This is a genomic window from Micromonospora sp. NPDC003197 (assembly GCF_053590565.1).
This window is the reverse complement of sequence record NZ_JBSFTE010000014.1, coordinates 43,953-66,386: the sequence shown is the minus strand read 5'-3', so window position 1 is coordinate 66,386 and position 22,434 is coordinate 43,953. Positions and strand designations below refer to the sequence as shown.

General features: G+C 69.0%; 24 protein-coding genes. 7 read left to right on the top strand and 17 right to left on the bottom strand.

All coding sequences use genetic code 11. The features are described from left to right. Positions 1-169: 169 nt before the first annotated feature. From ACWDV4_RS17465 to ACWDV4_RS17435, 7 genes are all read right to left on the bottom strand, one after another. Positions 170-829: a response regulator transcription factor gene (locus ACWDV4_RS17465; RefSeq protein ID WP_449979798.1), complete on the bottom strand. Its 660-nt coding sequence runs from the start codon at positions 827-829 to the stop codon at positions 170-172. Beyond that, positions 826-1,977 (bottom strand): sensor histidine kinase, encoded by a 1,152-nt coding sequence (locus ACWDV4_RS17460; RefSeq protein WP_449979796.1) that lies wholly within the window; start codon positions 1,975-1,977, stop codon positions 826-828. Before ACWDV4_RS17460 ends, ACWDV4_RS17465 begins: the two co-directional genes overlap by 4 nt. An 88-nt stretch (positions 1,978-2,065) precedes the next feature. Continuing rightward, complete coding sequence (era, locus tag ACWDV4_RS17455) at positions 2,066-2,977, bottom strand: GTPase Era (RefSeq protein WP_449979793.1); 912 nt, start codon at positions 2,975-2,977, stop codon at positions 2,066-2,068. A 17-nt stretch (positions 2,978-2,994) separates the two neighbouring features. Beyond that, positions 2,995-3,384, bottom strand: coding sequence for a cytidine deaminase (locus ACWDV4_RS17450; protein WP_449979791.1), 390 nt, complete (start codon positions 3,382-3,384; stop codon positions 2,995-2,997). Next, positions 3,377-4,768: a hemolysin family protein gene (locus ACWDV4_RS17445; RefSeq protein WP_449979788.1), complete on the bottom strand. Its 1,392-nt coding sequence runs from the start codon at positions 4,766-4,768 to the stop codon at positions 3,377-3,379. The genes ACWDV4_RS17450 and ACWDV4_RS17445 overlap by 8 nt, the downstream gene beginning before the upstream one ends. Then, the gene (gene ybeY / locus ACWDV4_RS17440; RefSeq protein ID WP_449979786.1) at positions 4,768-5,235 is read right to left on the bottom strand and encodes an rRNA maturation RNase YbeY; all 468 of its coding nucleotides are present in this window, start codon (positions 5,233-5,235) and stop codon (positions 4,768-4,770) included. Before ybeY ends, ACWDV4_RS17445 begins: the two co-directional genes overlap by 1 nt. A gap of 17 nt (positions 5,236-5,252) precedes the next feature. After that, the gene (locus ACWDV4_RS17435; protein WP_449979784.1) at positions 5,253-6,305 is read right to left on the bottom strand and encodes a PhoH family protein; all 1,053 of its coding nucleotides are present in this window, start codon (positions 6,303-6,305) and stop codon (positions 5,253-5,255) included. A 311-nt stretch (positions 6,306-6,616) separates the two neighbouring features. Here ACWDV4_RS17435 and ACWDV4_RS17430 point away from each other — a divergent pair, with 311 nt between their 5' ends. After that, on the top strand, positions 6,617-7,189 hold the full coding sequence (locus ACWDV4_RS17430; RefSeq protein WP_449979782.1) for a snapalysin family zinc-dependent metalloprotease: 573 nt from the start codon (positions 6,617-6,619) through the stop codon (positions 7,187-7,189). Between the two features lie 59 nt (positions 7,190-7,248). Here the strand turns inward: ACWDV4_RS17430 and ACWDV4_RS17425 are convergent, their stop codons facing one another. The 5 genes from ACWDV4_RS17425 to hrcA all read right to left on the bottom strand — a co-directional run bounded on the left by ACWDV4_RS17425 (position 7,249) and on the right by hrcA (position 12,143). Continuing rightward, positions 7,249-8,631, bottom strand: a complete 1,383-nt coding sequence (locus ACWDV4_RS17425) for a serine hydrolase domain-containing protein (RefSeq protein ID WP_449979780.1) — start codon at positions 8,629-8,631, stop codon at positions 7,249-7,251. Positions 8,632-8,733: 102 nt separating this feature from the next. Then, on the bottom strand, positions 8,734-9,084 hold the full coding sequence (locus tag ACWDV4_RS17420) for a histidine triad nucleotide-binding protein (protein WP_449979778.1): 351 nt from the start codon (positions 9,082-9,084) through the stop codon (positions 8,734-8,736). A gap of 71 nt (positions 9,085-9,155) precedes the next feature. After that, entirely contained in the window at positions 9,156-9,890 is a 735-nt protein-coding gene (locus ACWDV4_RS17415; protein ID WP_449979776.1) for a 16S rRNA (uracil(1498)-N(3))-methyltransferase, read from the bottom strand. A gap of 6 nt (positions 9,891-9,896) precedes the next feature. After that, positions 9,897-11,030, bottom strand: a complete 1,134-nt coding sequence (dnaJ, locus tag ACWDV4_RS17410; protein ID WP_449980071.1) for a molecular chaperone DnaJ — start codon at positions 11,028-11,030, stop codon at positions 9,897-9,899. Positions 11,031-11,117: 87 nt separating this feature from the next. Continuing rightward, a complete protein-coding gene (gene hrcA / locus ACWDV4_RS17405; RefSeq protein WP_449979774.1) occupies positions 11,118-12,143 on the bottom strand; it encodes a heat-inducible transcriptional repressor HrcA in 1,026 nt (341 codons plus the stop codon). A 190-nt stretch (positions 12,144-12,333) separates the two neighbouring features. Here hrcA and ACWDV4_RS17400 point away from each other — a divergent pair, with 190 nt between their 5' ends. Continuing rightward, positions 12,334-13,104, top strand: coding sequence for a DUF4870 domain-containing protein (locus ACWDV4_RS17400; RefSeq protein ID WP_449979771.1), 771 nt, complete (start codon positions 12,334-12,336; stop codon positions 13,102-13,104). Positions 13,105-13,189: 85 nt separating this feature from the next. Here the strand turns inward: ACWDV4_RS17400 and hemW are convergent, their stop codons facing one another. After that, a complete protein-coding gene (gene hemW, locus ACWDV4_RS17395) occupies positions 13,190-14,413 on the bottom strand; it encodes a radical SAM family heme chaperone HemW (protein ID WP_449979768.1) in 1,224 nt (407 codons plus the stop codon). A gap of 18 nt (positions 14,414-14,431) precedes the next feature. Here hemW and ACWDV4_RS17390 point away from each other — a divergent pair, with 18 nt between their 5' ends. From ACWDV4_RS17390 to ACWDV4_RS17380, 3 genes are all read left to right on the top strand, one after another. Continuing rightward, positions 14,432-15,229, top strand: coding sequence for an enoyl-CoA hydratase family protein (locus tag ACWDV4_RS17390; protein ID WP_449979765.1), 798 nt, complete (start codon positions 14,432-14,434; stop codon positions 15,227-15,229). A gap of 140 nt (positions 15,230-15,369) precedes the next feature. Beyond that, the gene (locus ACWDV4_RS17385; protein WP_449980069.1) at positions 15,370-16,233 is read left to right on the top strand and encodes a hypothetical protein; all 864 of its coding nucleotides are present in this window, start codon (positions 15,370-15,372) and stop codon (positions 16,231-16,233) included. Positions 16,234-16,449: 216 nt separating this feature from the next. Further along, positions 16,450-17,352: a phytanoyl-CoA dioxygenase family protein gene (locus ACWDV4_RS17380; protein ID WP_449979762.1), complete on the top strand. Its 903-nt coding sequence runs from the start codon at positions 16,450-16,452 to the stop codon at positions 17,350-17,352. A gap of 131 nt (positions 17,353-17,483) precedes the next feature. Here ACWDV4_RS17380 and ACWDV4_RS17375 read toward each other — a convergent pair whose 3' ends face one another. The 4 genes from ACWDV4_RS17375 to ACWDV4_RS17360 form a co-directional block, all read right to left on the bottom strand. Beyond that, the gene (locus ACWDV4_RS17375; protein ID WP_449979760.1) at positions 17,484-17,771 is read right to left on the bottom strand and encodes a GlsB/YeaQ/YmgE family stress response membrane protein; all 288 of its coding nucleotides are present in this window, start codon (positions 17,769-17,771) and stop codon (positions 17,484-17,486) included. Positions 17,772-17,874: 103 nt separating this feature from the next. Beyond that, positions 17,875-18,432 (bottom strand): NUDIX hydrolase, encoded by a 558-nt coding sequence (locus tag ACWDV4_RS17370; protein WP_449979757.1) that lies wholly within the window; start codon positions 18,430-18,432, stop codon positions 17,875-17,877. Next, positions 18,429-20,315 (bottom strand): translation elongation factor 4, encoded by a 1,887-nt coding sequence (lepA, locus tag ACWDV4_RS17365; RefSeq protein ID WP_449979755.1) that lies wholly within the window; start codon positions 20,313-20,315, stop codon positions 18,429-18,431. Before lepA ends, ACWDV4_RS17370 begins: the two co-directional genes overlap by 4 nt. Positions 20,316-20,408: 93 nt before the next feature. After that, on the bottom strand, positions 20,409-20,945 hold the full coding sequence (locus tag ACWDV4_RS17360) for a DUF4240 domain-containing protein (RefSeq protein WP_449979752.1): 537 nt from the start codon (positions 20,943-20,945) through the stop codon (positions 20,409-20,411). Positions 20,946-21,032: 87 nt separating this feature from the next. Between ACWDV4_RS17360 and ACWDV4_RS17355 the strand changes: the two genes are divergently transcribed. Both ACWDV4_RS17355 and rpsT read left to right on the top strand, forming a co-directional pair. Continuing rightward, positions 21,033-22,019 (top strand): phosphotransferase, encoded by a 987-nt coding sequence (locus tag ACWDV4_RS17355; protein ID WP_449979750.1) that lies wholly within the window; start codon positions 21,033-21,035, stop codon positions 22,017-22,019. 147 nt (positions 22,020-22,166) lie between these two features. Further along, positions 22,167-22,433, top strand: a complete 267-nt coding sequence (gene rpsT / locus ACWDV4_RS17350; protein WP_449979747.1) for a 30S ribosomal protein S20 — start codon at positions 22,167-22,169, stop codon at positions 22,431-22,433. The last annotated feature ends 1 nt before the right edge of the window (position 22,434 follow it).

Sequence of the window (22,434 nt, the reverse complement as noted above, 5' to 3'; positions counted from 1 at the left end):
CCGCATCCATTGGTCGCAACGACAGAGGTCGACATCCTCCCTACCCTTGCCGGGCGGTATTCCAAACGCCCGGCCGGGGCCTGGCCGGGTTGACAATTCAACAAAAATTGGGGCTTGTCTCGCACAAGCCACCGGGGTATAGGTCGGCTAACTGCCGTACCGACAGGGGTCAGCGGGAGTCGTGCACGAGCAGCGCGATCTGCACCCGGTTGTTGAGATCGAGTTTGGTCAGGATCCGGGACACGTACGCCTTGACGGTGGCCACGCTCATCAGCAACTCCGCGCTGATCTCGCTGTTGGTCCGCCCCTGACCGACCAACCGGGCCACCTCCCGCTCCCGAGTGCTCAGCAGCGTCAGCAGCCGCCGGGCCCGGTCCTGTCGAGGATCGACGCTCGACTGGGCGACGAAGCCCATCATCCGACGCAGCACCTCCGGCGAGAGCATCGGCTCACCCGCGGCGACCAGCCGGATCGCCTGGGCGATCTGCGGCGGCGGCGTGTGTTTGAGCAGGAAACCGCTCGCGCCAGCCCGCATCGCACGCTGGATGTAGCTGTCCGTGTCGAAGGTGGTAAGGATGATCACTTCTGGCGGGTCACGCCGGGACCGTAGATGTTCGGTCGCCGCGAGCCCATCCAGCTGTGACATCCGGATGTCCATCAGCACGACGTCGGGTCGGTGCTGGTTTACCGCCGCCGCGACCTCGGTACCGTCGGCCACCTGCCCGACCACTTCGATCCCGTCGAACCCGCCCAGCATCATGGCGAGGCCGGCGCGGACCAGAGCGTCGTCATCGACGATGAGCACCCGTACGGGTGTCCCGGCGGTCACCGCGGCAACCAGGCCCGCAGCCGGAACTCGCCATCCGGCGTACGGGTGTGCTCCAGCCGTCCACCGACCAGGTCGACCCGTTCGCGCAGGCCGATGAGCCCGGTGCCGGTCCCCGGGATCTCCGTGACCGTGCCCCCAACCGGCAGGCGGTTGCGGACCTCCACGAGCAGACCCTTCGCCCCCGACGCCTCGACCGTCACCCGCACCTGGGCACCGGGAGCATGCTTACGCGCGTTGGTCAGTCCCTCCTGGACGATCCGATAGACATGCCGACCAAGGCCGGTCGGCACATTGGACAGTTCGGCGGCCCGGTTGTCCAGGGTGACCGATGCACCGGCCTGACGGGCCTGCTCCACGAGCGCTGGCAGGTCGCTGAGGGTGGGTTGCGGCCGTTCGACGACGGACGTGTCCCGCTCCGCGCGCAGCATGCCGATCACCTCCCGCAGATCCTCCAGGGCATCGTAGGCGCTCTGCCGGATGACCCCGGCCGCGTGCCGCTCCTCGGCGGAGGCGTCCCGGCGGAACTCCAACGCACCGGCGTGTACGGCCAGCAGGGAGATCCGGTGGGCGAGCACATCGTGCATCTCCCGGGCGAGCCGCTCGCGTTCCAGGTGCCGGGCCTCCTCCACCCGCAGCCGCTGCTGCTCCTCGGCGTCGCGGGCCCGCTCCCGCAGCGAGTGGACGAGCAGCCGCTGCGAACGGACGAACATCCCAGAGGCGATCAATGCGGCGTCCAGCGCCAGGAAGATGGCCACCGACTCCCAGAATGCCTGCGGATCCTCGGTCGCCAACCAGAAAACGACGACGAGGGTGCTCATGTGCACGGCACCCACTGCGGCGGTGACCTGCCAGGAGCGACGCACGGCGATGCTGAACAGGCCCACCATGACCGCACCGATCACGCCGGCGAAGACCATGCTGACGGGGACCAGGACCAGGGTGAACGGGACCAGGCCCCGCCCCCGTCGCCAGCGGGCCAAGCCGACGCTGACCACCACCAGTACCGCTGCTTCCAGGACAAGCGGGGGATAGTCGTCGGCCGGGTCGGACACGCGCGCAATGAGAGCGAAGAACGCGCCGACCCCGACACCGACGACCGCGTACCGCAGGCCGGCGATCAGCTCCCGGGTAGACCACCGATTGACCACCTGGCGAACCTACTGACCAGCCGGAGCCGACGATACGGCCACCGGTCGGCGACCGGTCCAACTTTGGTCGATGATCGCGCCGGCCGGGTCAGAAGCCGAGCTTACGGAGCTGCTTCGGGTCGCGCTGCCAATCCTTGGCCACCCGGACATGCAGGTCGAGGTAGACCCGGGAGCCGAGCAACTCCTCGATCTGCCGTCGGGCCCGGATGCCAACGTCCTTGAGTCGGCTGGCCCGATGCCCGATGACGATCGCCTTCTGGCTGGGCCGTTCCACGTACACGTCGGCGTAGATCTTGATGAGTTTCCCCTCGGGGATCATCTCCTCCACCACGACGGCGATGGAGTGCGGCAGCTCGTCGCGTACCCCCTCCAGGGCCGCTTCCCGAATCAGCTCGGCGACCATGACCTGCTCGGGGTCGTCGGTCAGCATGTCGTCGGGATAGAGCTGTGGCGAGGGCGGCAGATAGCCGGTCATCACCTCCACCAGCGTGTCGACCTGGTGCCCGGAGATCGCGCTGACCGGGACCACCGCAGCGAACTCGCCGAGCTCGCCGACCGCCAACAACTGCTCGGCGAGTTGCTTCTTGTCCACCAGGTCGGTCTTGGTCACCACGGCCAGCACCTTGGCCTTCAGCTCGGCCAGCTCGCCGGTGATGAACCGGTCCCCCCGCCCGATCGGCTCGTTGGCCGGAATGCAGAGGCCGATCACGTCGACCTCGCTCCAGGTCTGCCGGACCAGGTCGTTGAGCCGCTCGCCGAGCAGCGTACGGGGCCGGTGCAGGCCCGGCGTGTCCACCAGTACGAGCTGCGAGTTCGGCCGGTGCAGCACGGCCCGGATGACGTGTCGGGTGGTCTGCGGCTTGTTCGAGGTGATCGCGATCTTCTGGCCGATGATCGCGTTGGTGAGGGTGGACTTGCCGGCGTTGGGACGGCCGACGAAGCAGGCGAAGCCCGCCCGGTACGGCTGCTCGTCCGAAGAGTCGCCCAGGTGCCCCGTCATTCGACCACCGTGCCCCGTCATTCGACCACCGTGCCGAGCAGGGCACCGGACGGGGACGCCACGTGGATCGGCGCATCGGCGGTCAGATCCCGGACGGCGGAGTGTCCGCCACCGTCCAGGGTCGACGCCTCGGTGACCACCGCCGCCGCCTCGATCCGGGTGGCGCCGGCCGCAACCGCGGAGGCGACAGCCAACTGCAACGCGGTGATCGTCAACGACGGCAGCGCCACGTTGGCCGCCGCGTAGGTACGACCGTCCTGGTCCCGTACTGCCGCCCCCTCGACCGCGCCGATCCGGGCACGCGCGCTGCGGGCCAGGACCACCAGCTTGGCGTCCTCGGCGCTCAACTCCACCGGTACGGGTGGCGTGGCCCCCCAAGCGGTGGACGCGGCAGTTGACTCAGGCATCAGCGGGTTGCCTCTCCTCGGACCGGCTCTGGTTACCGCGCGAGTCCGGCCGGTCAGCACGGCCCGTACGGTCGTTCTCGTCGATTGGCTCCACCCGCTGCACCAGCAGCGAGTCGATCCGGTTGCGCCGGCCGGTGGTGCCCTCGGCGATCAGCCGGAGCCCCGCTACCTCGGCCTGGGCGCCGGGAATGGGCACCCGGCCGAGCGACTGGGCGAGCAGGCCGCCGACGGTCTCCACCTCGTCACCGGAGAGTTCCACGTCGAACAGCTCGCCCAGGTCCTCCACGGGCAGTCGAGCGGTGACCCGGACACTGCCGTCGTCGAGGTGCTCCACCGGCGGGCGTTCCACGTCGTACTCGTCGGTGATCTCGCCGACGATCTCTTCCAGGATGTCCTCGATCGTGACCAGGCCACCCGTGCCGCCGTACTCGTCGACCACGATCGCGAGGTGGGTCCGGGCCGCCTGCATCTCGGAGAGCAGGTCGTCGACCGGCTTGGACTCGGGTACGAAGGTCGCCGGACGCATCAACTCGGAGACCGGTGGATCCTCGGCACCGGGCCGGGCGCCCTGGGCCCGACGGATCAGGTCCTTGAGGTAGAGCACACCGAGCACGTCGTCGACGTTCTCACCGATCACCGGGATCCGGGAGAAGCCGGAACGCATGAACAGGGTCAACGCCTGGTGCGGCCGTTTGTGCGCCTCGATCCACACCATCTCGGTGCGCGGCACCATCACCTCGCGGGCGATCGTGTTGCCGAGCGCGAAGACCGACTGGATCATCTGCCGTTCGCCGTGCTCGACGACCCCTCGCTGCTCGGCCAGGTCGACCAGCTCCCGCAACTCGACCTGGGTGGCGAAGGGGCCTTCGCGAAAGCCCCGGCCGGGGGTGACCGCGTTGCCGATCAGGATCAGCAGCGAGGCGAGCGGGTTGAGGGCCCGCCCCAGCCAGCGCACCGAGGGTGCGGTGATCCGGCCGACGGCGTAGGCGTGCTGTCGGCCGATCGTACGCGGACCGACACCGACGACCACGAAACTGATCACGGTCATCGCACCGGCCGTGACCAGCGCCGCTGTCCAGCCGGCGCCGAACGTGTCGACAGCGACCAGGGCGACCAGGGTGGTGGCGGTCAGCTCACAGAGCAGCCGCACCAGCAGGAGCAGGTTGAGGTGGCGGACCACGTCGCCAGCGACGAGCTGGAGGGCCCGGGCACCGCGTACGCCGTCCCGGGCGAACTCGGCGGCGCGGGCCGGTGAGACGACGGCCAGGGCGGCCTCGGTCATGGCGAAGATGCCGGCGAGCACCACCAGCCCCGCCGCAGAGAACAACAGTTGCAGATCCGGCAGGCCGGCGGGGGCGCCGGCGGCCGCTAAGTGGGCGGGCATCACTGTGCTCGCGCTGCCCGCCAGCCGGACAGCAGGCGAGCCTGCAGCTCGAACATCTCCCGCTCCTCCTCCGGCTCGGCGTGGTCGTAACCCAGCAGGTGCAGTACCCCGTGCACGGTCAGCAGGTGCAGCTCGTCGTCGGCCGAATGGCCGGCGGTGGTGGCCTGCTTGGCGGCCACCTCGGGGCAGAGCACGATGTCACCGAGCAACGCCGGTTCGGCCCCGTTGACCTCGCCCGGACCGTGGTCGATGCTGCCCTCGTCCATCGGGAAGGCGAGTACGTCGGTTGGCCCGTCCCCGCCCATCCACCGGTGGTTGAGCTCGGTCATGTACTCGATGTCGACGAGCAGCACCGACAGCTCGGCGAGCGGGTTGACGCCCATCTCGTCGAGGGCGTGCCGGGCCACGGCGAGGATGGCGTCGGTGTCGACCTGGACACCCGACTCGTTAGTGATCTCGATGGACAACTGCTTCCCCTGTTGACTTAGCGACGACGGCCGGCTCGGCCGCTCTGTGCGGTACGACCGGGCACGGCGTGCACGCCCTGTTGCGCCTCCCGCTCGGCGTCCCAACGGGCGTACGCGTCGACGATGTCGCTGACCAGCCGGTGGCGGACCACGTCGGTGCTGGAGAGCGGGGCGAAGTGCACGTCCTCCACACCTTGGAGGATGTCACGCACCATCCGCAGACCGCTGGTCGTCCCGCCAGGCAGGTCAACCTGGGTGACATCCCCGGTGACCACGATCTTGGAACCGAAGCCTAGCCTGGTCAGGAACATCTTCATCTGCTCGGGGGTGGTGTTCTGCGCCTCGTCGAGGATGATGAAGGCGTCGTTGAGCGTACGTCCCCGCATGTAGGCCAGCGGTGCCACCTCGATCGTGCCGGCTGCCATCAGCTTCGGGATGGAATCCGGGTCGAGCATGTCGTGTAGCGCGTCGTAGAGCGGGCGCAGGTAGGGGTCGATCTTTTCGTTGAGCGTGCCGGGCAGGAAGCCCAGCCGCTCCCCCGCCTCGACCGCCGGCCGGGTCAGGATGATCCGGTTGACCTGCTTGGCCTGTAGGGCCTGCACTGCCTTGGCCATTGCCAGGTAGGTCTTACCGGTGCCGGCGGGGCCGATGCCGAAGACGATGGTGTGCGCGTCGATCGCGTCGACGTACCGCTTCTGCCCGAGGGTCTTGGGACGGATGGTCCGGCCCCGACGGGAGAGGATGTTGAGGGTCAGAACCTCGGCGGGCCGCTCGGTGGTGCCCTGTTCGAGCATCCCGACGGTGCGCCGGACGGCGTCGCTGGTCAGTGTTTCGCCCTTTTCGATCAGTTCGAGCAATTCGGTGAAGAGCCGCTCCGCGAGCGCGTTGTCGGCCGGGGCACCGGTGATGGTGATCTCGTTGCCCCGTACGTGCACATCGCTGTTGATCGAGCGCTCGACGAGTCGGAGGATCTCGTCTCCCGCGCCAAGCAGGTTCACCATGATCTTCGAGTCAGGAACCGTGATCCTGGTCTGCACCCGGGCCTGCCCGGGAGGCGGTGTACCGGTCATAGGTCGGGCCCGTGGGCCCTACGCCACCTGCTCTCGATCTAGATGTCCCGCCCTACTGGTGGGACGTGCGAACGTTGCTGCCATCGTATCGGGTCAACGCCGTACGCACCCTGCCCATTTCCGCCCATCCGCCCGCGCGGCAGCCGACGTCGACACCCGGCCCATCAGGCACGAAAGGCATCACCTATGTCGCCGGCAGGGCGAAATGCCCCTTCTGCACCATTCAGCATATGACCAACGGCGCTTGCATTGAAAGATTTCTATTTTTAAGAATGGTCCGTCCCTGTCCACGTCTCCCAGTGGAGTGAGCCATGTCCCCTCGGAAAGTCACCCGACTCCTGGCCGGACTCCTGGCCGGCGCGGTGGCGGCGATCGGTGTCCCCTTCGTCAGCGCGGCCCCGGCCGCCGCCACCTCCCTGGCTGCCACGGTCTGCTACAACACCAGCCAGGCCGGTAGCTTCGTCAGCGTCGCAAACCAGGCCGCCTCAATCTGGAACAACGCGACCTCGAACGTGACGCTCTCCCAGTGCGGGTCGAACCTGCGGATCTACCAGATCACCGGCGGCGGCTCGTACGCGGTCCGCACCAGCCTGGGCAACGGCCGGGTCTACATCGACACGCAGCAGGCACAGCAGTACAGCCCGCTGCGGATCATGACCCACGAGATCGGGCACATCCTCGGCCTGCCCGACAACTACAACGGCAACTGTGCCCTGCTGATGTCCGGCGGCAGCGCCGGCACCAGCTGCACCAACCCGTACCCGAGCAGCGGTGAGGCGTCCCGGGTCGACCAGCTCTTCGGCTTCGCCCCCAGCCGTAGCGACGACGCGACCCACGTGTTCCAGGGCAGCTGGCCGGCACCGACCGTGATGCCCGTCGGCTAGATCCACTCCGACAGCGGCCGGCGCGGTATCCCACCGCGCCGGCCGCTCGGAACGTCCCGTCAGGGCATATCCGAGCGGCGGAAGTCGAAGCTGTCAAAGGTCTCCTGGTTACGAGTGAACCGGTAGGTCGCCCAGTGCATCCGGACCACCATGCCCCGCTCGTCCCGGGTCAGCCGCAGCAACTCGCCAACCTCCCGTCCGGAGACGGTACGCAGCACATCCGGCTGTCCAGGCAACGGCGCGAAGACCGCAGGCGGCCGACCCACCTGATCAGCGGCACCCCGGGCCCGCAGCGCACCGTCCCGCCACGAGAAGACGTACTCGAAGCCCTCACCCCACCAGCGGCCAAGCAGACCACGGTACGGTTCCGGCGCGGGCTCGCCGGGGGCCCAGGCCACAATGTCGGCCGGGTCGTCGGCCACCGCGGCGGCCAGCAGTCGATGGGGCAGCTCCGCAATCTCGGCGGCAGTCCCGGAGGACGCGAGCACCGCGCACCCCATCGCGCCCGGCGTGTCAGCACCACCCCGGCGGCCATAGACGGCCGACAGGAAGCCCGGCATCGCCCCGTCGTGCCCGACGTGCATGACCCGGTCGCCCTGCGGCAGCAAAATCAACCCCAGCCCAAAACCAGTGCTCCAGAGCGTCTCGTCGGTGGTGGTCAACGGCCAACGCATCTCGTCCAAGGTGCTCGACCGCAGTACGGCACCAGCCGGATCGACCGCAGCCGGGTCGGCCAGGAAGGCAGCCCAGCGAGCCATGTCCGACGCGGTGCTCCAGAGCTGCGCCGCCGGGCCCACCGCGCCGAAGTCGGTCGGCGGCTCGGGCCGGGCGTGGTCGGAGTAGGCGTCCACCAGAAATCCGGTCACCGCATCCGGCCCCGGCTCGACACCGGTCGCCAACAGACGGAGCGGGCGCAGCACCCGGTCGGTCAGCACCTCGGCCCAGGTGCCACCCCGCAACCGGCCCACAGCGTGACCGAGCAGGGCCAAGCCCAGGTTGGAGTAGTGGTAGCGGCGGCCCGGCGGCAGCACCCGCTCGGCGCGTACCAGTTCGGCGAGAAGCTGGTCGACATCCGGCGCGTCCAGGGTGTCCCACACGTCACCGTAGGGCTCCCGCTGGATACCGGCGGTGTGCGACAGCAGCCGGCGTACCGTCAACTCACGGTGCGCCGGCACGTCGAGGTGGGCACCGATCGGGTCGTCGAGATCGAGCAGTCCCTCGTCCCGGCACTGCATCACCAGTACGGCGGTGAAGCTCTTGGTCACCGACCCGATCCGGAACCGGCTCGCCTCGGTCAACGGGGTGTCGTTGCCGGTCCCGCCGACGGTACAGCTCCACAGGGGGCGGTCGGCCCGGTGCAGCGCCACGGAAAGCGCCGGTATCCGCGCCTCCGCCTGCACCTGACGGGTCATCCGCTCCAGCCGTCGGCTCACCTCGGTCATCCGTCCTCCCACCCCACCCTGCAAGATCGCCCCGATCCTACCGGTGAAAGGAAGGGCCCCTTCTTATCGTTTTCTGCATAGGAAGGGGCCCTTCCTAACATCTCAGCCGGCCAGCATCGGGCCCAACGGCGCACCGCCGAGCACGTGGGCGTGCGCGTGCGGAACCTCTTGGCCGCCGTACTCGCCGGTGTTGAACATCAGCCGGAACCCGTCCACCAGTAGGCCCTCGTGTTCAGCCACGTTGGCAGCGGTCTCCAGCACCTCGCCGGCGAGCTTCGGATCCGCCTGGGCCAGGGTCGCCACGTCCACGTAGTGCTCCTTCGGAATCACCAGGACGTGTACCGGGGCCTTCGGGTTGATGTCACGAAAGGCGAGGGTCGTGTCGGTCTCCCGGACCACGGTCGCCGGGATCTCGCCGTTGACGATGCGACAGAACAGGCAGTCGGTCTTCATCCGTCGCATGGTATGCCGGTACGCCGCCGGACACCCGGCAGGAACTCACCCCGTCGGCGCGGTAGGTAGCGTCACCATCGGCCGAGGCGGGCGGACAGTACGGCCAGCGCGGCAACCCCGGCGGTGGAGGTACGTAGCACCTGCGCGCCGAGTCGTACCGGCACCCCGCCGGCGGCTTCCAGCGCGGCCAGCTCGGTCGGCGCGATCCCGCCCTCGGGCCCGACGACCAGCACGATGTCACCGGTCGCCGGCAGCGGCACGGTGGACAACGGGGTCGTTGCCTCCTCGTGCAGGACCAGACCGATCCCCGCCGCGCCGATCCGGCGGGCCACGGTGCTCGTCGACTCGTCCGGAGTGCCGGCGACCACCGGTAGCCAGGCGCGGCGGGCCTGTTTGGCCGCCTCTCGGACGGTTGCCACCCACTTGTCCCGGGACCGAGCACCCCGCTCGCCCCGCCACTGGGTCACCGAGCGGGCCGCCGACCAGGGCACGATCTCGTCGACCCCGACCTCGGTCATCGCCTGTACGGCCAGTTCCCCCCGGTCGCCCTTGGCGATCCCCTGTACGACGACGAGCCGAGGGTCGGCGGCGGCCACGTACTCCCGGGTGGTGATGGTCAGGTCGAGGGTGCCCCGGCCGACGGCGGTGACCACGGCGGAGGCGATGCCCCCCTGCCCGTCGGCGAGCAGCAGCTGCTCACCGACTCGGAGCCGCTGCACCGTCGCGGCGTGGTGCCCCTCCGGGCCGGCGAGGGTCGCCGTGTCACCGGCCGGCAACGCCTCGACCAAAAACAGTGGTTCGCTCACCGGGGATCAGTTGTGGCCGTTGAAGGCGTCCCGCATCCGGGAGAAGAAGCCGCCCTGCTTGCTGAGCTCGGCGACCTCCTCGCCCCGGGTCTTGGCGAACTCGCGCAACATCCGCTCCTGATCGGCGTCGAGCTTGGTGGGCGTACGCACGTCGAGGTGTACGAACAGGTCGCCGCGCCCGGTGCCGCGCAGGTGGGGTACGCCCCGAGCGCGCAGCCGCAGGGTGCTGCCGGGCTGGGTGCCGGCCTTGACGTCGACCGTCTCCTCGCTGTCCAGCGTCTTGATGGTCAGCCGGGTGCCGAGCGCCGCCGCGGTCATCGGCACGGTCACCCGGCAGTGCAGGTCGTCGCCCTTGCGAGAGTAGACGTCGTGGGGACGCTCGTGGATCTCGACGTAGAGGTCACCAGCCGTGCCGCCGCCCGGCCCCACCTCCCCCTGCTGGGCCAACCGGATCCGCATGCCGTCCTCGACCCCGGCAGGGATCTTGACGGTCAGCGACCGGCGAGTACGGACGCGGCCGTCACCGGCACAGGTGGGGCAGGGGCTCGGGATGGTCGTGCCGTGGCCCTGGCACACCGTGCACGGCCGGGCCGAGACGACCTGGCCAAGGAAGGTGCGCTGCACCGACTGCACCTCACCCCGACCACCGCAGGCGTCGCAGGTGGCCAGGTGGGTGCCGGCCGCCGTACCCGCGCCGGAGCAGGTGGTGCAGAGGATGGCGGTGTCGACGGTGATGGGCGCCTCGACCCCGAAGGCCGTCTCGTGTAGGTCGAGTTCGAGCCGGATTATGGCGTCGGAACCGGGCCGGGTCCGGGGCCGGGGCCCACGGCTCGCACCGCCGGCCGCCCCGAAGAAGGCGTCCATGATGTCCTGGAACCCGACGAACGGGCCCGCTCCGCCGGGGCCGGCACCTCCGCCGCCCGGAGCCAGGGGGTCGCCCCCCAGGTCGACGATCTGCCGCTTCTGATCGTCGGAGAGAACCTCGTAGGCGGCGTTGATTTCCTTGAACTTCTCGTGCGCCTCCGGGTCCGGATTGACGTCCGGGTGGTATTGGCGCGCGAGCTTACGGTAGGCACGCTTGATCTCGTCGTCGGAGGCGTCCCGGTTGACGCCGAGAATCCCGTAGTAGTCCTTGGCCACTGCGTTCCGTGTCCTCATGTCTGTCTCGCGTTGCCGTCCGCCGGTCGTCCCAGGTCGGTCGGAGTCGGGGTCAATGCGATTCTGTGGTCAATTCTGGGCCAACAGGTCGCCAACGTAGCGTGCCACGGCCCGCACGGTGGCGATCGTGCCGGGGTAGTCCATCCGGGTCGGGCCGAGTACGCCCAGGCCACCCACGATGGTGCTGCCCGGACCGTACCCGGTGCTGACCACCGAGGTCGAGCGTAGATTGTCGATCTCGTTCTCGTCACCGATCCGCACCCGTAGCGTGCTGCTGGGCTCGGCCTCTCCGATCAGTTTGAGCAGCACGACCTCCTCCTCGAGGGCTTCGAGGATCGGGCGTAGGGAGCCCTGGAAGTCGAGCAGGCCACCTCGGGTGAGGTTGGCCGTACCGGCCAGCGCGATCCGCTCCTCGTGCCGCTCGACGAGCGTCTCCAACAGCACGGTGGAGAGAATGGTCATGCCGCCACGCAGGTGCGGCGCCACCTCCTCGACCAGGGCCTGGACCAGCGGTGGGGTGTCGGCCAACCGACTACCCACCAGTTTCTCGTTGACCAGTCGACGCAGGTCGGTGACGTCGTCAACCGGCATCGGGGCGGGCAACTCGACCAGACGCTGCTCGACCCGTCCGGTGTCGGCGATCATGACGACCATGAGCCGGGTCGTGGAGATCGGCACCAGTTCCAGGTGCCGGACCGACGAGCGCGCCAGGCTCGGGTACTGCACGACGGCGACCTGACGGGTCAGCTGGGCGAGCAGCCGAACCGTACGGTGCACCACGTCGTCCAGATCGACCGCGCCTACCAGGAATCGTTCGATCGCCCGACGTTCGGCCGGGGTGAGCGGTTTGACCCGGGACAGCCGGTCGACGAACAGCCGGTAGCCCCGGTCGGTAGGCACCCGGCCGGCACTGGTGTGCGGCTGCCGGATGTAGCCCTCCTCCTCCAACACCGCCATGTCGTTACGTACGGTGGCTGGGGAGACCCCGAGCTGATGCCGCTCGACGAGTGCCTTGCTGCCGACCGGCTCCTGGGTCACGACGTAGTCCTCGACGATCGCCCGAAGTACGTCGAGCTTGCGGTCATCGAGACCCATCTGCACCTCCTGCCGGCTACGCCTCGTCGGCCGCCGATCCGGCGGCTTGGCACTCGACTCTAGCGAGTGCCAGTCTACGACCAAGTCCCACCGCCTCGCGATGATCACTTAGTGCTTTCTGGCCAGTTGTTCGAAAAACAGTCTGGTACCGGTCTAGTGGCCCTTGTAGCCGCCCCTTAGCGTGAGTTTCATGACAGAACCACCTCGCCCGTCCGACGGGAGCAACTCCGGAGCCCTGCCTCCGGACCCGACCGCGTCCCCCACTTCCCCCGCGTCCTACTCGATGCCGGGCGAGGCTCCCTCCCCCGGATCCACGCCACCGTCATTCGAGCCGCCGTCATCCGCACCGCCGTCGTTCGGAGCACCGTCATCCGCACCGCCGTCATCCGCGCCACCGTCGTCCGGAGCACCCGGGTACGGAGCCCCAACTGAACCGTCGCCGTACGCGTCGCCGTACCAGTCACCTGGCGACATCCCGCCGTCGGCGGACTACCCCGCTGGCGGATATCCCCCGCCCCAGGGCGGATACCCACCCCCTGCTGGCGGCTACCCGCCCCCCGGAGGCGGCTATCCGCCCGCGGGCGGTTACCCACCGCACGGCAGCCCGTACGGTGCGGCGGCTCCGGCTGGCTACGCCAACAGTGACGAGAAGACCTGGGCGCTGATCGCGCACTTCGGCGGCATCCTCGTGGGCTTCATCGCCCCGCTCGTGGCGATGCTGGCCAAGGGGAACGAGTCGCCGACCGTGCGGGCACACGCGGTCGAGGCGCTGAACTTCCAGATCACCTGGGGCATCGCCAACGTCGTCGCGGTCATCATCGCGGCCTGCAGCTTTGGCATCCTGTTCTTCCTGCCACTGATCACCTGGCTCATCTTGATCATTTTTTCGATCCTCGGCGGTGTCAAGGCCAACGAGGGCGTGCTGTACCACTACCCGATGAGCATCCGGATGGTGAAGTAGCTCCGAGACCGGCCGCGCCGGGCAGTCGACGAATCCCGTGTCGGCGGCCCGGGCACGGCCTGCCCCCGGGCGCAGGCCGGACCGGTCAGGGCAGCAGGTCGCGAACGACCGCGTCGGCGAGGAGCCGCCCGCGCAGGGTGAGCACCGCACGGCCGGCGGCGTACGCCGGTTCCTGGAGCAGCCCGTCGGCCATCGCCCGGCTCGCGGCGGCCCGGCCAGCGTCGTCGAGGGTGTCCAACGGCAGCCCGGTGGCCAGGCGCAGCCGCAGCATCACGTCCTCCATCCGCTGATCCGCCAGGGTCAGCGTCTCCCGCCCGTGTCCCGGGGACCTCCCCTCGGCGAGCCGAGCGGCGTACGTCGTCGGATGTTTGACATTCCACCAGCGCACCCCGCCGACGTGGCTGTGCGCCCCAGGGCCGAGCCCCCACCAGTCAGCGCCGGTCCAGTAGAGCAGGTTGTGTCGGCACTGGGCAGCCGGCGTACGGGCCCAGTTGGACACCTCGTACCAGGAGAAGCCGGCGGCGGTCAGCGCGGCCTCGGCGGCCAGGTAGCGGTCCGCGGCCACGTCGTCGCTCGGGTACGGCAACTCGCCCCGACGCATCCGGGCGGCCAGCCGGGTGCCGTCCTCCACGATCAGGGCGTACGCGCTGACGTGGTCGACCCCGGCGGCGGTCGCCTCGGCCAACGAGGCGGCGAAGTCCTCGGCGCTCTCCCCCGGCGTGCCGTAGATCAGGTCCAGGTTGACGTGGTCGAACCCGGCCTCGCGGGCCTCCGCGACGGCGGCCGTGGCCCGGCCGGCGGTGTGCCGGCGGTCGAGTACCGCGAGCACCCCGGCGGCGGCCGACTGCATGCCCAGCGAGATCCGGGTGTAGCCGGCCGCCCGCAGCGCCTTGAGTGACTCCGGAGTCACCGATTCGGGGTTGGCCTCGGTGGTCACCTCGACGTCGCCGGCCAGGCCCCAGGTGCGGTCGATGCCGTCCAGGATGCGGGCGAGGTCGTCGGCGGGCAGCAGGGTGGGGGTGCCACCCCCGACGAAGACGGTGTCCACCCGGGGCGGCGGCTGATCGGCCAGCACTCGACGGGCCAGGGCCAACTCGGCCAGGACCGTGTCGGCGTACCCGTCTCGACTGGCCCCGCCGCCCAACTCACTGGCGGTGTAGGTGTTGAAGTCGCAGTAGCCACACCGGCTGGCGCAGAACGGGACATGGACATAGACCCCGAAACCACGCGCGCCGACCTGGGCGAGCGCGGTGGACGGCAGCATCCCGTCGCCGGGTACGGGTTCACCTTCTGGGAGCACAGCGGGCATGCCACTAGTGTGCGCCGCATGACCGCAGAGCTGACCACTGAGCCCGACCCACTGGTCCGGGTATCGACCGCGCATGGCGTGACCACGCTCACGCTGGACAGCCCGCGCAACCGCAACGCGCTCTCCACCACGCTGATGACCCAACTGCTCGCCGCGCTGGCCACGGCCGTCGCGGACGACACCGTCCGTACGGTGGTGCTCTCCCACACCGGGCCGGTGTTCTGCTCCGGCGCCGATCTGAAGGAGACCGCGGCGGCGTTCGACAGCGGCACCGTTCCGGCCGCCATGCTCGGCGACGTACTGACCGCCATCTGGGAGTGCCCGAAGCCGGTGGTGGCCCGGGTGGCCGGCCCGGCCCGGGCCGGCGGCCTGGGGCTGATCGCGGCGGCCGACATCGCGGTCTGTGCCACCGAGGCGACCTTCGCCTTCACCGAGGTGCGCATCGGGGTGATCCCGGCGGTCATCTCGGCCACCGTGCTGCCCCGGCTGCACCCACGCGCCGCTGCCGAGCTGTACCTGACCGGTGAGGTCTTCGACGGCCGGCGGGCCGAACGGATCGGGCTGGTGACGGTCGCGACGCCGGCCGAAGAGTTGGACGCGACCGTGGCCGCCTACTGCGCCGCGCTGGTCCGGGGAGCACCGGGGGCGCTGGCCGGCGCGAAGGAGCTGCTGCGTCGCCCCACCCCCACCGACTTCCAGACCGACGTGGCCGACCTGACCGACCGGTCCACCCGATTCTTCCGCTCGGCGGAGGGACGGGAAGGAATTCTCGCCCTCCGTGAGAAACGGCCCGCCCGCTGGGTACCAAAGACCTAAGTGGACACAGCAGCGGGCCGGTTTGCCCACCGACAGTTCCGCGCCGACCAGCCGATCGGTGCGGACGGTACGACCAGGTGCTCGGCAACCCGGTCGGTGGCGGCTGGACGCACGTACGATTGCACGCAGTCGAGCAGGGGGTGCCGGTGCGAATTCGGGCAGTGGTGATTGGGGCCGTAGTGCTCGTGCTGATCGTCGGGATTGGCGCATATGTCAGCCTCGGCCCACTCCGGCACCAACTTCCACTACCGTCCCTGATCCAGCGTTGCACGGTGCAGGCTGATGGTCGGGTCCACCTCAACCCGGAACAGATGGCCAACGCGGCCACGATCGCGGCGATCGGGATTCGCCGCAAGATGCCGGAGCAGGCGGTCGTGGTGGCACTCGCCACCGCGTTCCAGGAGTCCGGGTTGGAAAACCTGGCCGGCGGCGACCGGGATTCGATCGGGCTCTTCCAACAGCGTCCGAGCCAGGGCTGGGGTACACCCGAGCAGATCGGTGACCCCCGCTACGCGGCGACCCGCTTCTACACCGCGCTGAAGAAGGTGAAGGGCTGGGAGCGGATGCGGGTCACCGACGCCGCCCAGGCGGTACAGCGCTCGGCCTTCCCCGAGGCGTACGAGAAGTGGGCCGACGAGTCGGCAGTGCTCGCCCGGGCCCTGGTGGGCAACGCGACCGGCGCGGTGAACTGCGTCGTCGGACGGGAGCCGGCGATGCGGGGCAGCGCGGCAGCGGCCGCGCTGGTCGACGGCCTACGGCTGGACTGGGGCCAACTGAAGACGACCACCCCGACCGACCTCATCGGTCTGACGGTGGCAGCCGCCGATGCCCAGGCCGGGTGGCGTTACGCGCACTGGCTGGTCGCCCACGCGGGTGACCACGGCGTGAAGCGGGTGCGCTTCGGTGATCTGCAATGGACGGCGGAGAAGGGGGTCTGGTCCCAGGTAGACGACGGCACCCCCAGCGCCAAGCTGGTTGTCGTCGAGGTGTTCGCCGACCTGTAGCACCCCCTGTTACGAGGCTTTGTCGCTGTTACGACGGGCCGGTCGCACCCTACGGATTCTCACTTTCCGCTACGACACTGTCCCCCTTCGTACCCGGCTGCCCGACTCGATGTCGACTGACCGGAACGCCTGTCTTCGTAGTCGACTGCAAGGAGTTAACATCGGCAGGTTGTGTGGGCCTAGCAACGGGCTCCACCTATGGGGAGGTTGGACACGGTGTTCGATTACGGTGGCCGGACCGGGTACGAACCGATCAGTGATACTGACCGCAAGGAGTTTCACGAGCAGGGCTTCCTGCTTCTGCGCAACGTCCTGACCGAGGACCACCGCGCGGCCCTGGAGGCGGCGGTCGACCGCGTCTACGCGGAGGAGCTGGCGGCTGGTCGTACCACCAAGGACGGCACCCTGCACCTGCTGGGCTTCCTGGAGCGCGACGAACTCTTCGGCGAGCTGCTCACCCATCCGATCGCGTTCCCCTACATGTGGGGGCTGGCCGGATGGAACATCTACACGCACCACAACCACCTGGACGTGACCCCGCCGGCGGCCGAGCCGGAGAAGCCGTACTGGGGTTGGCACCAGGATGGGTACCGGCAGAACTCCGACCCGGAGACGATGGACCCCAACCTGCCGCGTCCGATGTTCTCGCTGAAGGTGGCCTACGTCCTCTCCGACCTCTCGGAGACCGGGCGGGGTGCCACGAAGGTGATTCCGGGCAGCCACCTGTGGAACTCGCTGGACCGGCCGGACGACCTCACCGTGCACAACCCGGACCCGGAGGGCACGGTCGAGATCACGGCCAACCCGGGTGACGCGTTCATCTTCGACCGTCGGCAGTGGCACTCCCGGTCGACGAACCTGTCGACCGTCACCCGCAAGATGCTCTTCGTCGGCTACACCTACCGGTGGATCCGCCCGCTCGATGAACTGCACATCGACAAGGACGGCGAGTGGTGGGCCAACCGCAACCCGGTGCAGCGCCAGCTCTGCGGTGAGGGTACGCACACCGCGAACTACTGGGGCATCAACTGGGACGGCTACATCGACAACGAGATCCCGCTCCGCAAGGAACTCAAGGAACGCGATCTGCTCGATCGCAACATTCCCTGGCTCCGCTGACATTCGCCTTCCGCGGACACGCGTATGCGGGATCTTTTCGCCCATCGGTTCCGGGTTGACGAAAAGATCCCGCAACAACGGCGGGACGCCGGATCAATCGATCCGGCGTCCCGATCAGCGTCACTGTCGAATCAGTAACGACTCACGCTGCGCCGTCCACCGACACCCGCCACCAGGGCCACGGCCAGGGCGGCCAGGACTACCTGGACGAGCAGTTCGGTCCAGTCGATGCCAGCGGTCTGGGTGGCGATACCCATGGCCCGCGCCAGCACCGTACCGAGTAGTGCCGCGCCGACACCGATGAGCATATGCAGCCACATCGGCATGTTCTGCCGGCCCGGAACGATCAGGCGACCAATCGCGCCAACGATCAGCCCGACGATGAGTGCGGTAATGATACCGAGAACGGTGAGTTCCACGACGGTCCTCCTCCGGGGGTGTGCCTCGCTGTTGGTGACGATTAAGTTCCCGACCCCCGTAAATCTCAAACCGGGTCAATAACAGCGAGATACCGGATCGTGATCAGTCGCCGAATCGACGGGCGGTGTCCCGGACCGCCTGATCCATCGTGGAGAAGGCCAGCGGGGGCGGCTCCGCGAGCTGGAACCACTTCATGTCGGACGACTCGCTGGGGTTCAACCTGATCTCCCCGGTGGCGATCCTCGCCAGGAAGAACACATCGAGTACGGGCAGCGTCTCGCCCTGGAAGTCGTAGCCGCCAAGGTACATGCCGACGAGGTCACCCAGCTCGACCTCGACACCCAACTCCTCCCGGGCCTCCCGGACCGCCGCGTCGGATGGGTGCTCCCAGCCGTCGCAGAAGCCGCCGGGAAGTTCCCAGCGCCCCGCCTGCGGCTGCGCTGTCCGCTTCAATGCCAGGAACCGCAGGTCACCCGGATGGCCGTCGAGCACGATCACGCCCCCGGTGGGGCGGGCGTTGAGGAACAACTGGTAGCCGCAGGCGGCACAGCTGGTCGGCGGGGTGGCCGACAGCTGTGCCGCACAGCGGGGGCAGAACGATGCGGTGGGCCCGTACGCCCGCGGGGCCACTGCCGCAGGCCCGTACGCCCCCGGGATCACTTCTTTCCGCCGCCCTTGCCGCCGGCGTCGCCGGAGTCGGAGGTGGAGAGCGCGGCGATGAAGGCCTCCTGGGGGACCTCGACCCGGCCCACCATCTTCATCCGCTTCTTGCCTTCCTTCTGCTTCTCCAACAGCTTGCGCTTCCGGGTGATGTCACCGCCGTAGCACTTGGCCAGCACGTCCTTGCGGATCGCCCGGATGGTCTCCCGGGCGATCACCCGGTTGCCGATCGCCGCCTGGATCGGCACCTCGAACTGCTGGCGCGGGATCAACGTACGAAGCTTGGCGGCGATCGTGACGCCGTAGTTGTATGCCTTGTCCTTGTGCACGATGGCGCTGAACGCGTCCACCGGCTCGCCGTGCAGCAGGATGTCCACCTTGACCAGGTCGGACGACTGCTCGTCGGTGGGCTCGTAGTCCAGCGACGCATAGCCCTTGGTGCGGCTCTTGAGCTGGTCGAAGAAGTCGAAGATGATTTCGGCCAGGGGCAGCGTGTAGCGCAGCTCGACCCGGTCGGCGGAGAGGTAGTCCATTCCCTGCAACGAGCCCCGACGGCCCTGGCACAGCTCCATCACCGCGCCGACGTAGTCGTTGGGGGTCAGCACCGTGGCCCGGACGACCGGCTCGTAGACCTCGGCCACCTTGCCGGTCGGGTACTCGCTGGGGTTGGTGACGACGATCTCGTTGCCGTCCTCCAGGATGGCCCGGTAGACCACGTTCGGCGCGGTGGAGATGAGGTCCAGCCCGAACTCGCGCTCCAGCCGTTCCCGGATGATCTCCAGGTGGAGCAGACCGAGGAAGCCGCACCGGAAGCCGAAGCCGAGCGCGCCTGAGGTCTCCGGCTCGTAGCTGAGCGCGGCGTCGTTGAGCTTGAGCTTGTCGAGCGCCTCCCGCAGGTCCGGGTAGTCGGAGCCGTCGATCGGGTAGAGCCCGGAGTAGACCATCGGCTTCGGGTCCTTGTAGCCGCCCAGCGCCTCACTGGCCGGCCGGGCGTTGATGGTGACCGTGTCACCGACCCGGGACTGCCGGACGTCCTTCACACCGGTGATGAGGTAGCCGACCTCGCCGACACCGAGCGCCCCGGCCTTCTCCATCTCCGGGGAGATGACGCCGATCTCCAGCAGTTCGTGCACCGCGCCGGTGGACATCATCTTGATCTTGTCGCGCGCCTCGATCCGCCCGTCGATGACCCGGACGTAGGTGACCACGCCCCGGTAGACGTCATACACGGAGTCGAAGATCATCGCGCGGGCCGGGGCCGAAGCATCCCCGACCGGCGGCTTGAACTGCCGCACGATCTCGTCGAGCAGGTACGGCACGCCGTCGCCGGTCTTGCCGGAGACCCGAATGCAGTCACTCGGCTCGCAGCCGATCAGGTGCGCCAACTCCTCGGCGTACTTGTCCGGCTGCGCCGCCGGCAGGTCGATCTTGTTGAGCACCGGAATGACGTGCAGGTCGTTCTCCAGCGCCAGGTAGAGGTTGGCCAGCGTCTGGGCCTCGATCCCCTGCGCCGCGTCGACCAGCAGCACCGCCCCCTCGCAGGCGGCCAGTGAACGGGACACCTCGTAGGTGAAGTCCACGTGCCCCGGGGTGTCGATCATGTTCAGGACGGCATGTTCGCCCTGCTGGGCGCCCTCCCGTACGGTCCACGGCATGCGGACCGCCTGACTCTTGATCGTGATACCGCGCTCGCGCTCGATGTCCATCCGGTCGAGATACTGCGCACGCATCTGCCGGGGATCGACCACACCGGTGAGCTGCAACATCCGGTCGGCCAGGGTCGACTTACCGTGGTCGATGTGGGCGATGATGCAGAAGTTCCGGATGCGGCCAGGGTCGGTGGCACCAGGAGCGTTCGCGCCGGGGTCGAGCGTCGGGGGCACAGCGGTCCGTTCTGATCGACTGAGGAGGACGGGTAACGGCCGGCAGGGCACCGGCTGCCTCTATGCTCCCACGCCGGCGGGAGCAAGGTCGGATCACTCCTGGGGCGGTTCCAGGAACAGTGCCGCCAACCGGGGTAACCGCCGTTGCATCTCGTCCTCGTCATCGAAGTCCCAGAACTCGCCAATCTCCGGGTACGCCGCCTGATCCGGGTCCGCCGGCAGGTCGGTGGCGGTCGCGGTGCGGTAGGCCCGCTGGGCGACGCCGAGCATCTCCTCGGCCTCGAACTCCTCACCGGTCATCGCCGCCTGGCGGATCGGCGGCAACTCGGCCAGCGAGTCGGGCTCGGCCACCGCCTTGGCGAAGGTTGCCCGGCCCTGCGTCATCAGCCAGCCGCGAAAGTACTCGAACCCGTCGTCGGAGCAGCCGCCGTTGATCAGGTACGCCGCAGCCCACAGGTCCGCTCGGTAGGAGGCCGCCAGCACCTTACGCACATGGCGGGCGAACCCCACGATGTCGGCGACATCCCGGGCAGCCAGCAGTTCCGTCGCCCGCGCCGCGATCGCCCCGACGTTCCCGTCGGCGCCGGTCCGGGCCTGGTCGATCAAGCTCCAGAAGTCGTCCGTCCGCATAACGGGGCAGTCTGACAGACGACCAGCGGTGGAGACGCGCCGCGCTCTGCGGATGCCGCCGGTGTCCCCGGCGGGCAGGATGGGGAGATGTCCGCGCTCCCGCTACCGGCCGTGCCGTACGACCAGACCGCGATCCGCCCCGACTGGACCGACCTGCCACCGGATCTGCGCGCGCGCATCGAGGGCCGGTTGGGCACCCCGGTCACCGGTGCCCGTACCGCCGGGGGTGGCTTCACCCGGGGCTTCGCCGCCGTACTCGACACCGCCGCCGGGGAGCCGGTCTTCGTCAAGGCCGCAACCCTGGCTGGCCAGCCAGACCTCTGCCACTGGTACGCCCGGGAGGCCGCCGTCACCGCCACCCTGCCGTCCGGGCTTCGGGTGCCCCGCCCTCGCTGGACGCTCACCACGGCCGATCACTTCGTCATCTGCCTCGACGCCGTCGACGGCGGTCGAATGCCCACGCTGCCCTGGGTGCCCGCCGAGTTGGAGGCCACCCTCACGGCGTACGCGGCGGTGGCAGACGCGCTCCGGGAGCCCCCCGCCGAGTTGGTCGCGCTCGGCCTGTCCGGGCTGGCCGGGGTCGCCTACACCGACCTGTCCTGGTGGCGGGAGATCGCCGCCGGCCGGGAACCGGTGCCCGCCGTACCGGCCGGCACCCTGGACCGACTGCCGGAGCTGGTACGCCTGGAGGCGCTGCTGCCCGGATACGCCGCGACCGACACGGTCATCCACAACGATCTGCGGCTGGACAACGTACTCCTCGATCGGGCCGGGGAAGCCTGGTTCTGCGACTGGAACTGGGTGTGTTTCGGGCCCGCCTGGTTCGACCTGGCGGGTCTGCTCGTCACCGTGTACGCGAGTGGCCTGGACGCCGACCGGATCTTCGCCACGCATCCCGCCACCGCCGACGCGCCATCCGACGCCCTGGATGCCACGCTCGCAGCAATGTCCGGATACTGGTTGTGCCGGGCAGCGTCCGGGCCGACCGGGGCGTCCCCACACGTACGCACACACGAACAGTGGAGCGGGGAGATGGCGCTGGCCTGGTTGGCACATCGCCTCGGCTGGCGCTGAACCCGCCGAGCAAGCCGGCATGCCGTTGACCGTGCTTTTGGCCTGGCCTCGGTGACCTGGTAACCTGACTCTTCGCGTAGTGGTGACGCCTTGTTGTCGCCTGCGCGTCAACTAGACCAACCCGAGCTACCAAGACGAGGCTGTCGCGTGGCGAACATCAAGTCCCAGATCAAGCGCAACCGGCAGAACGAAAAGCGCCGGCTGCGTAACAAGTCGGTCAAGTCGTCGCTGAAGACTGCCGTCCGCAAGTTCAACGAGGCCGCCGAGGCTGGCGAGGCCGAGAAGGCCGTTGAACTGATGCGCGATGCCTCGCGCAAGCTGGACCAGGCCGTCAGCAAGGGCGTGATCCACAGCAACCAGGCAGCGAACCGCAAGTCAGCGATCGCCAAGCGCCTGCAGTCGCTCTCCGCCTGAG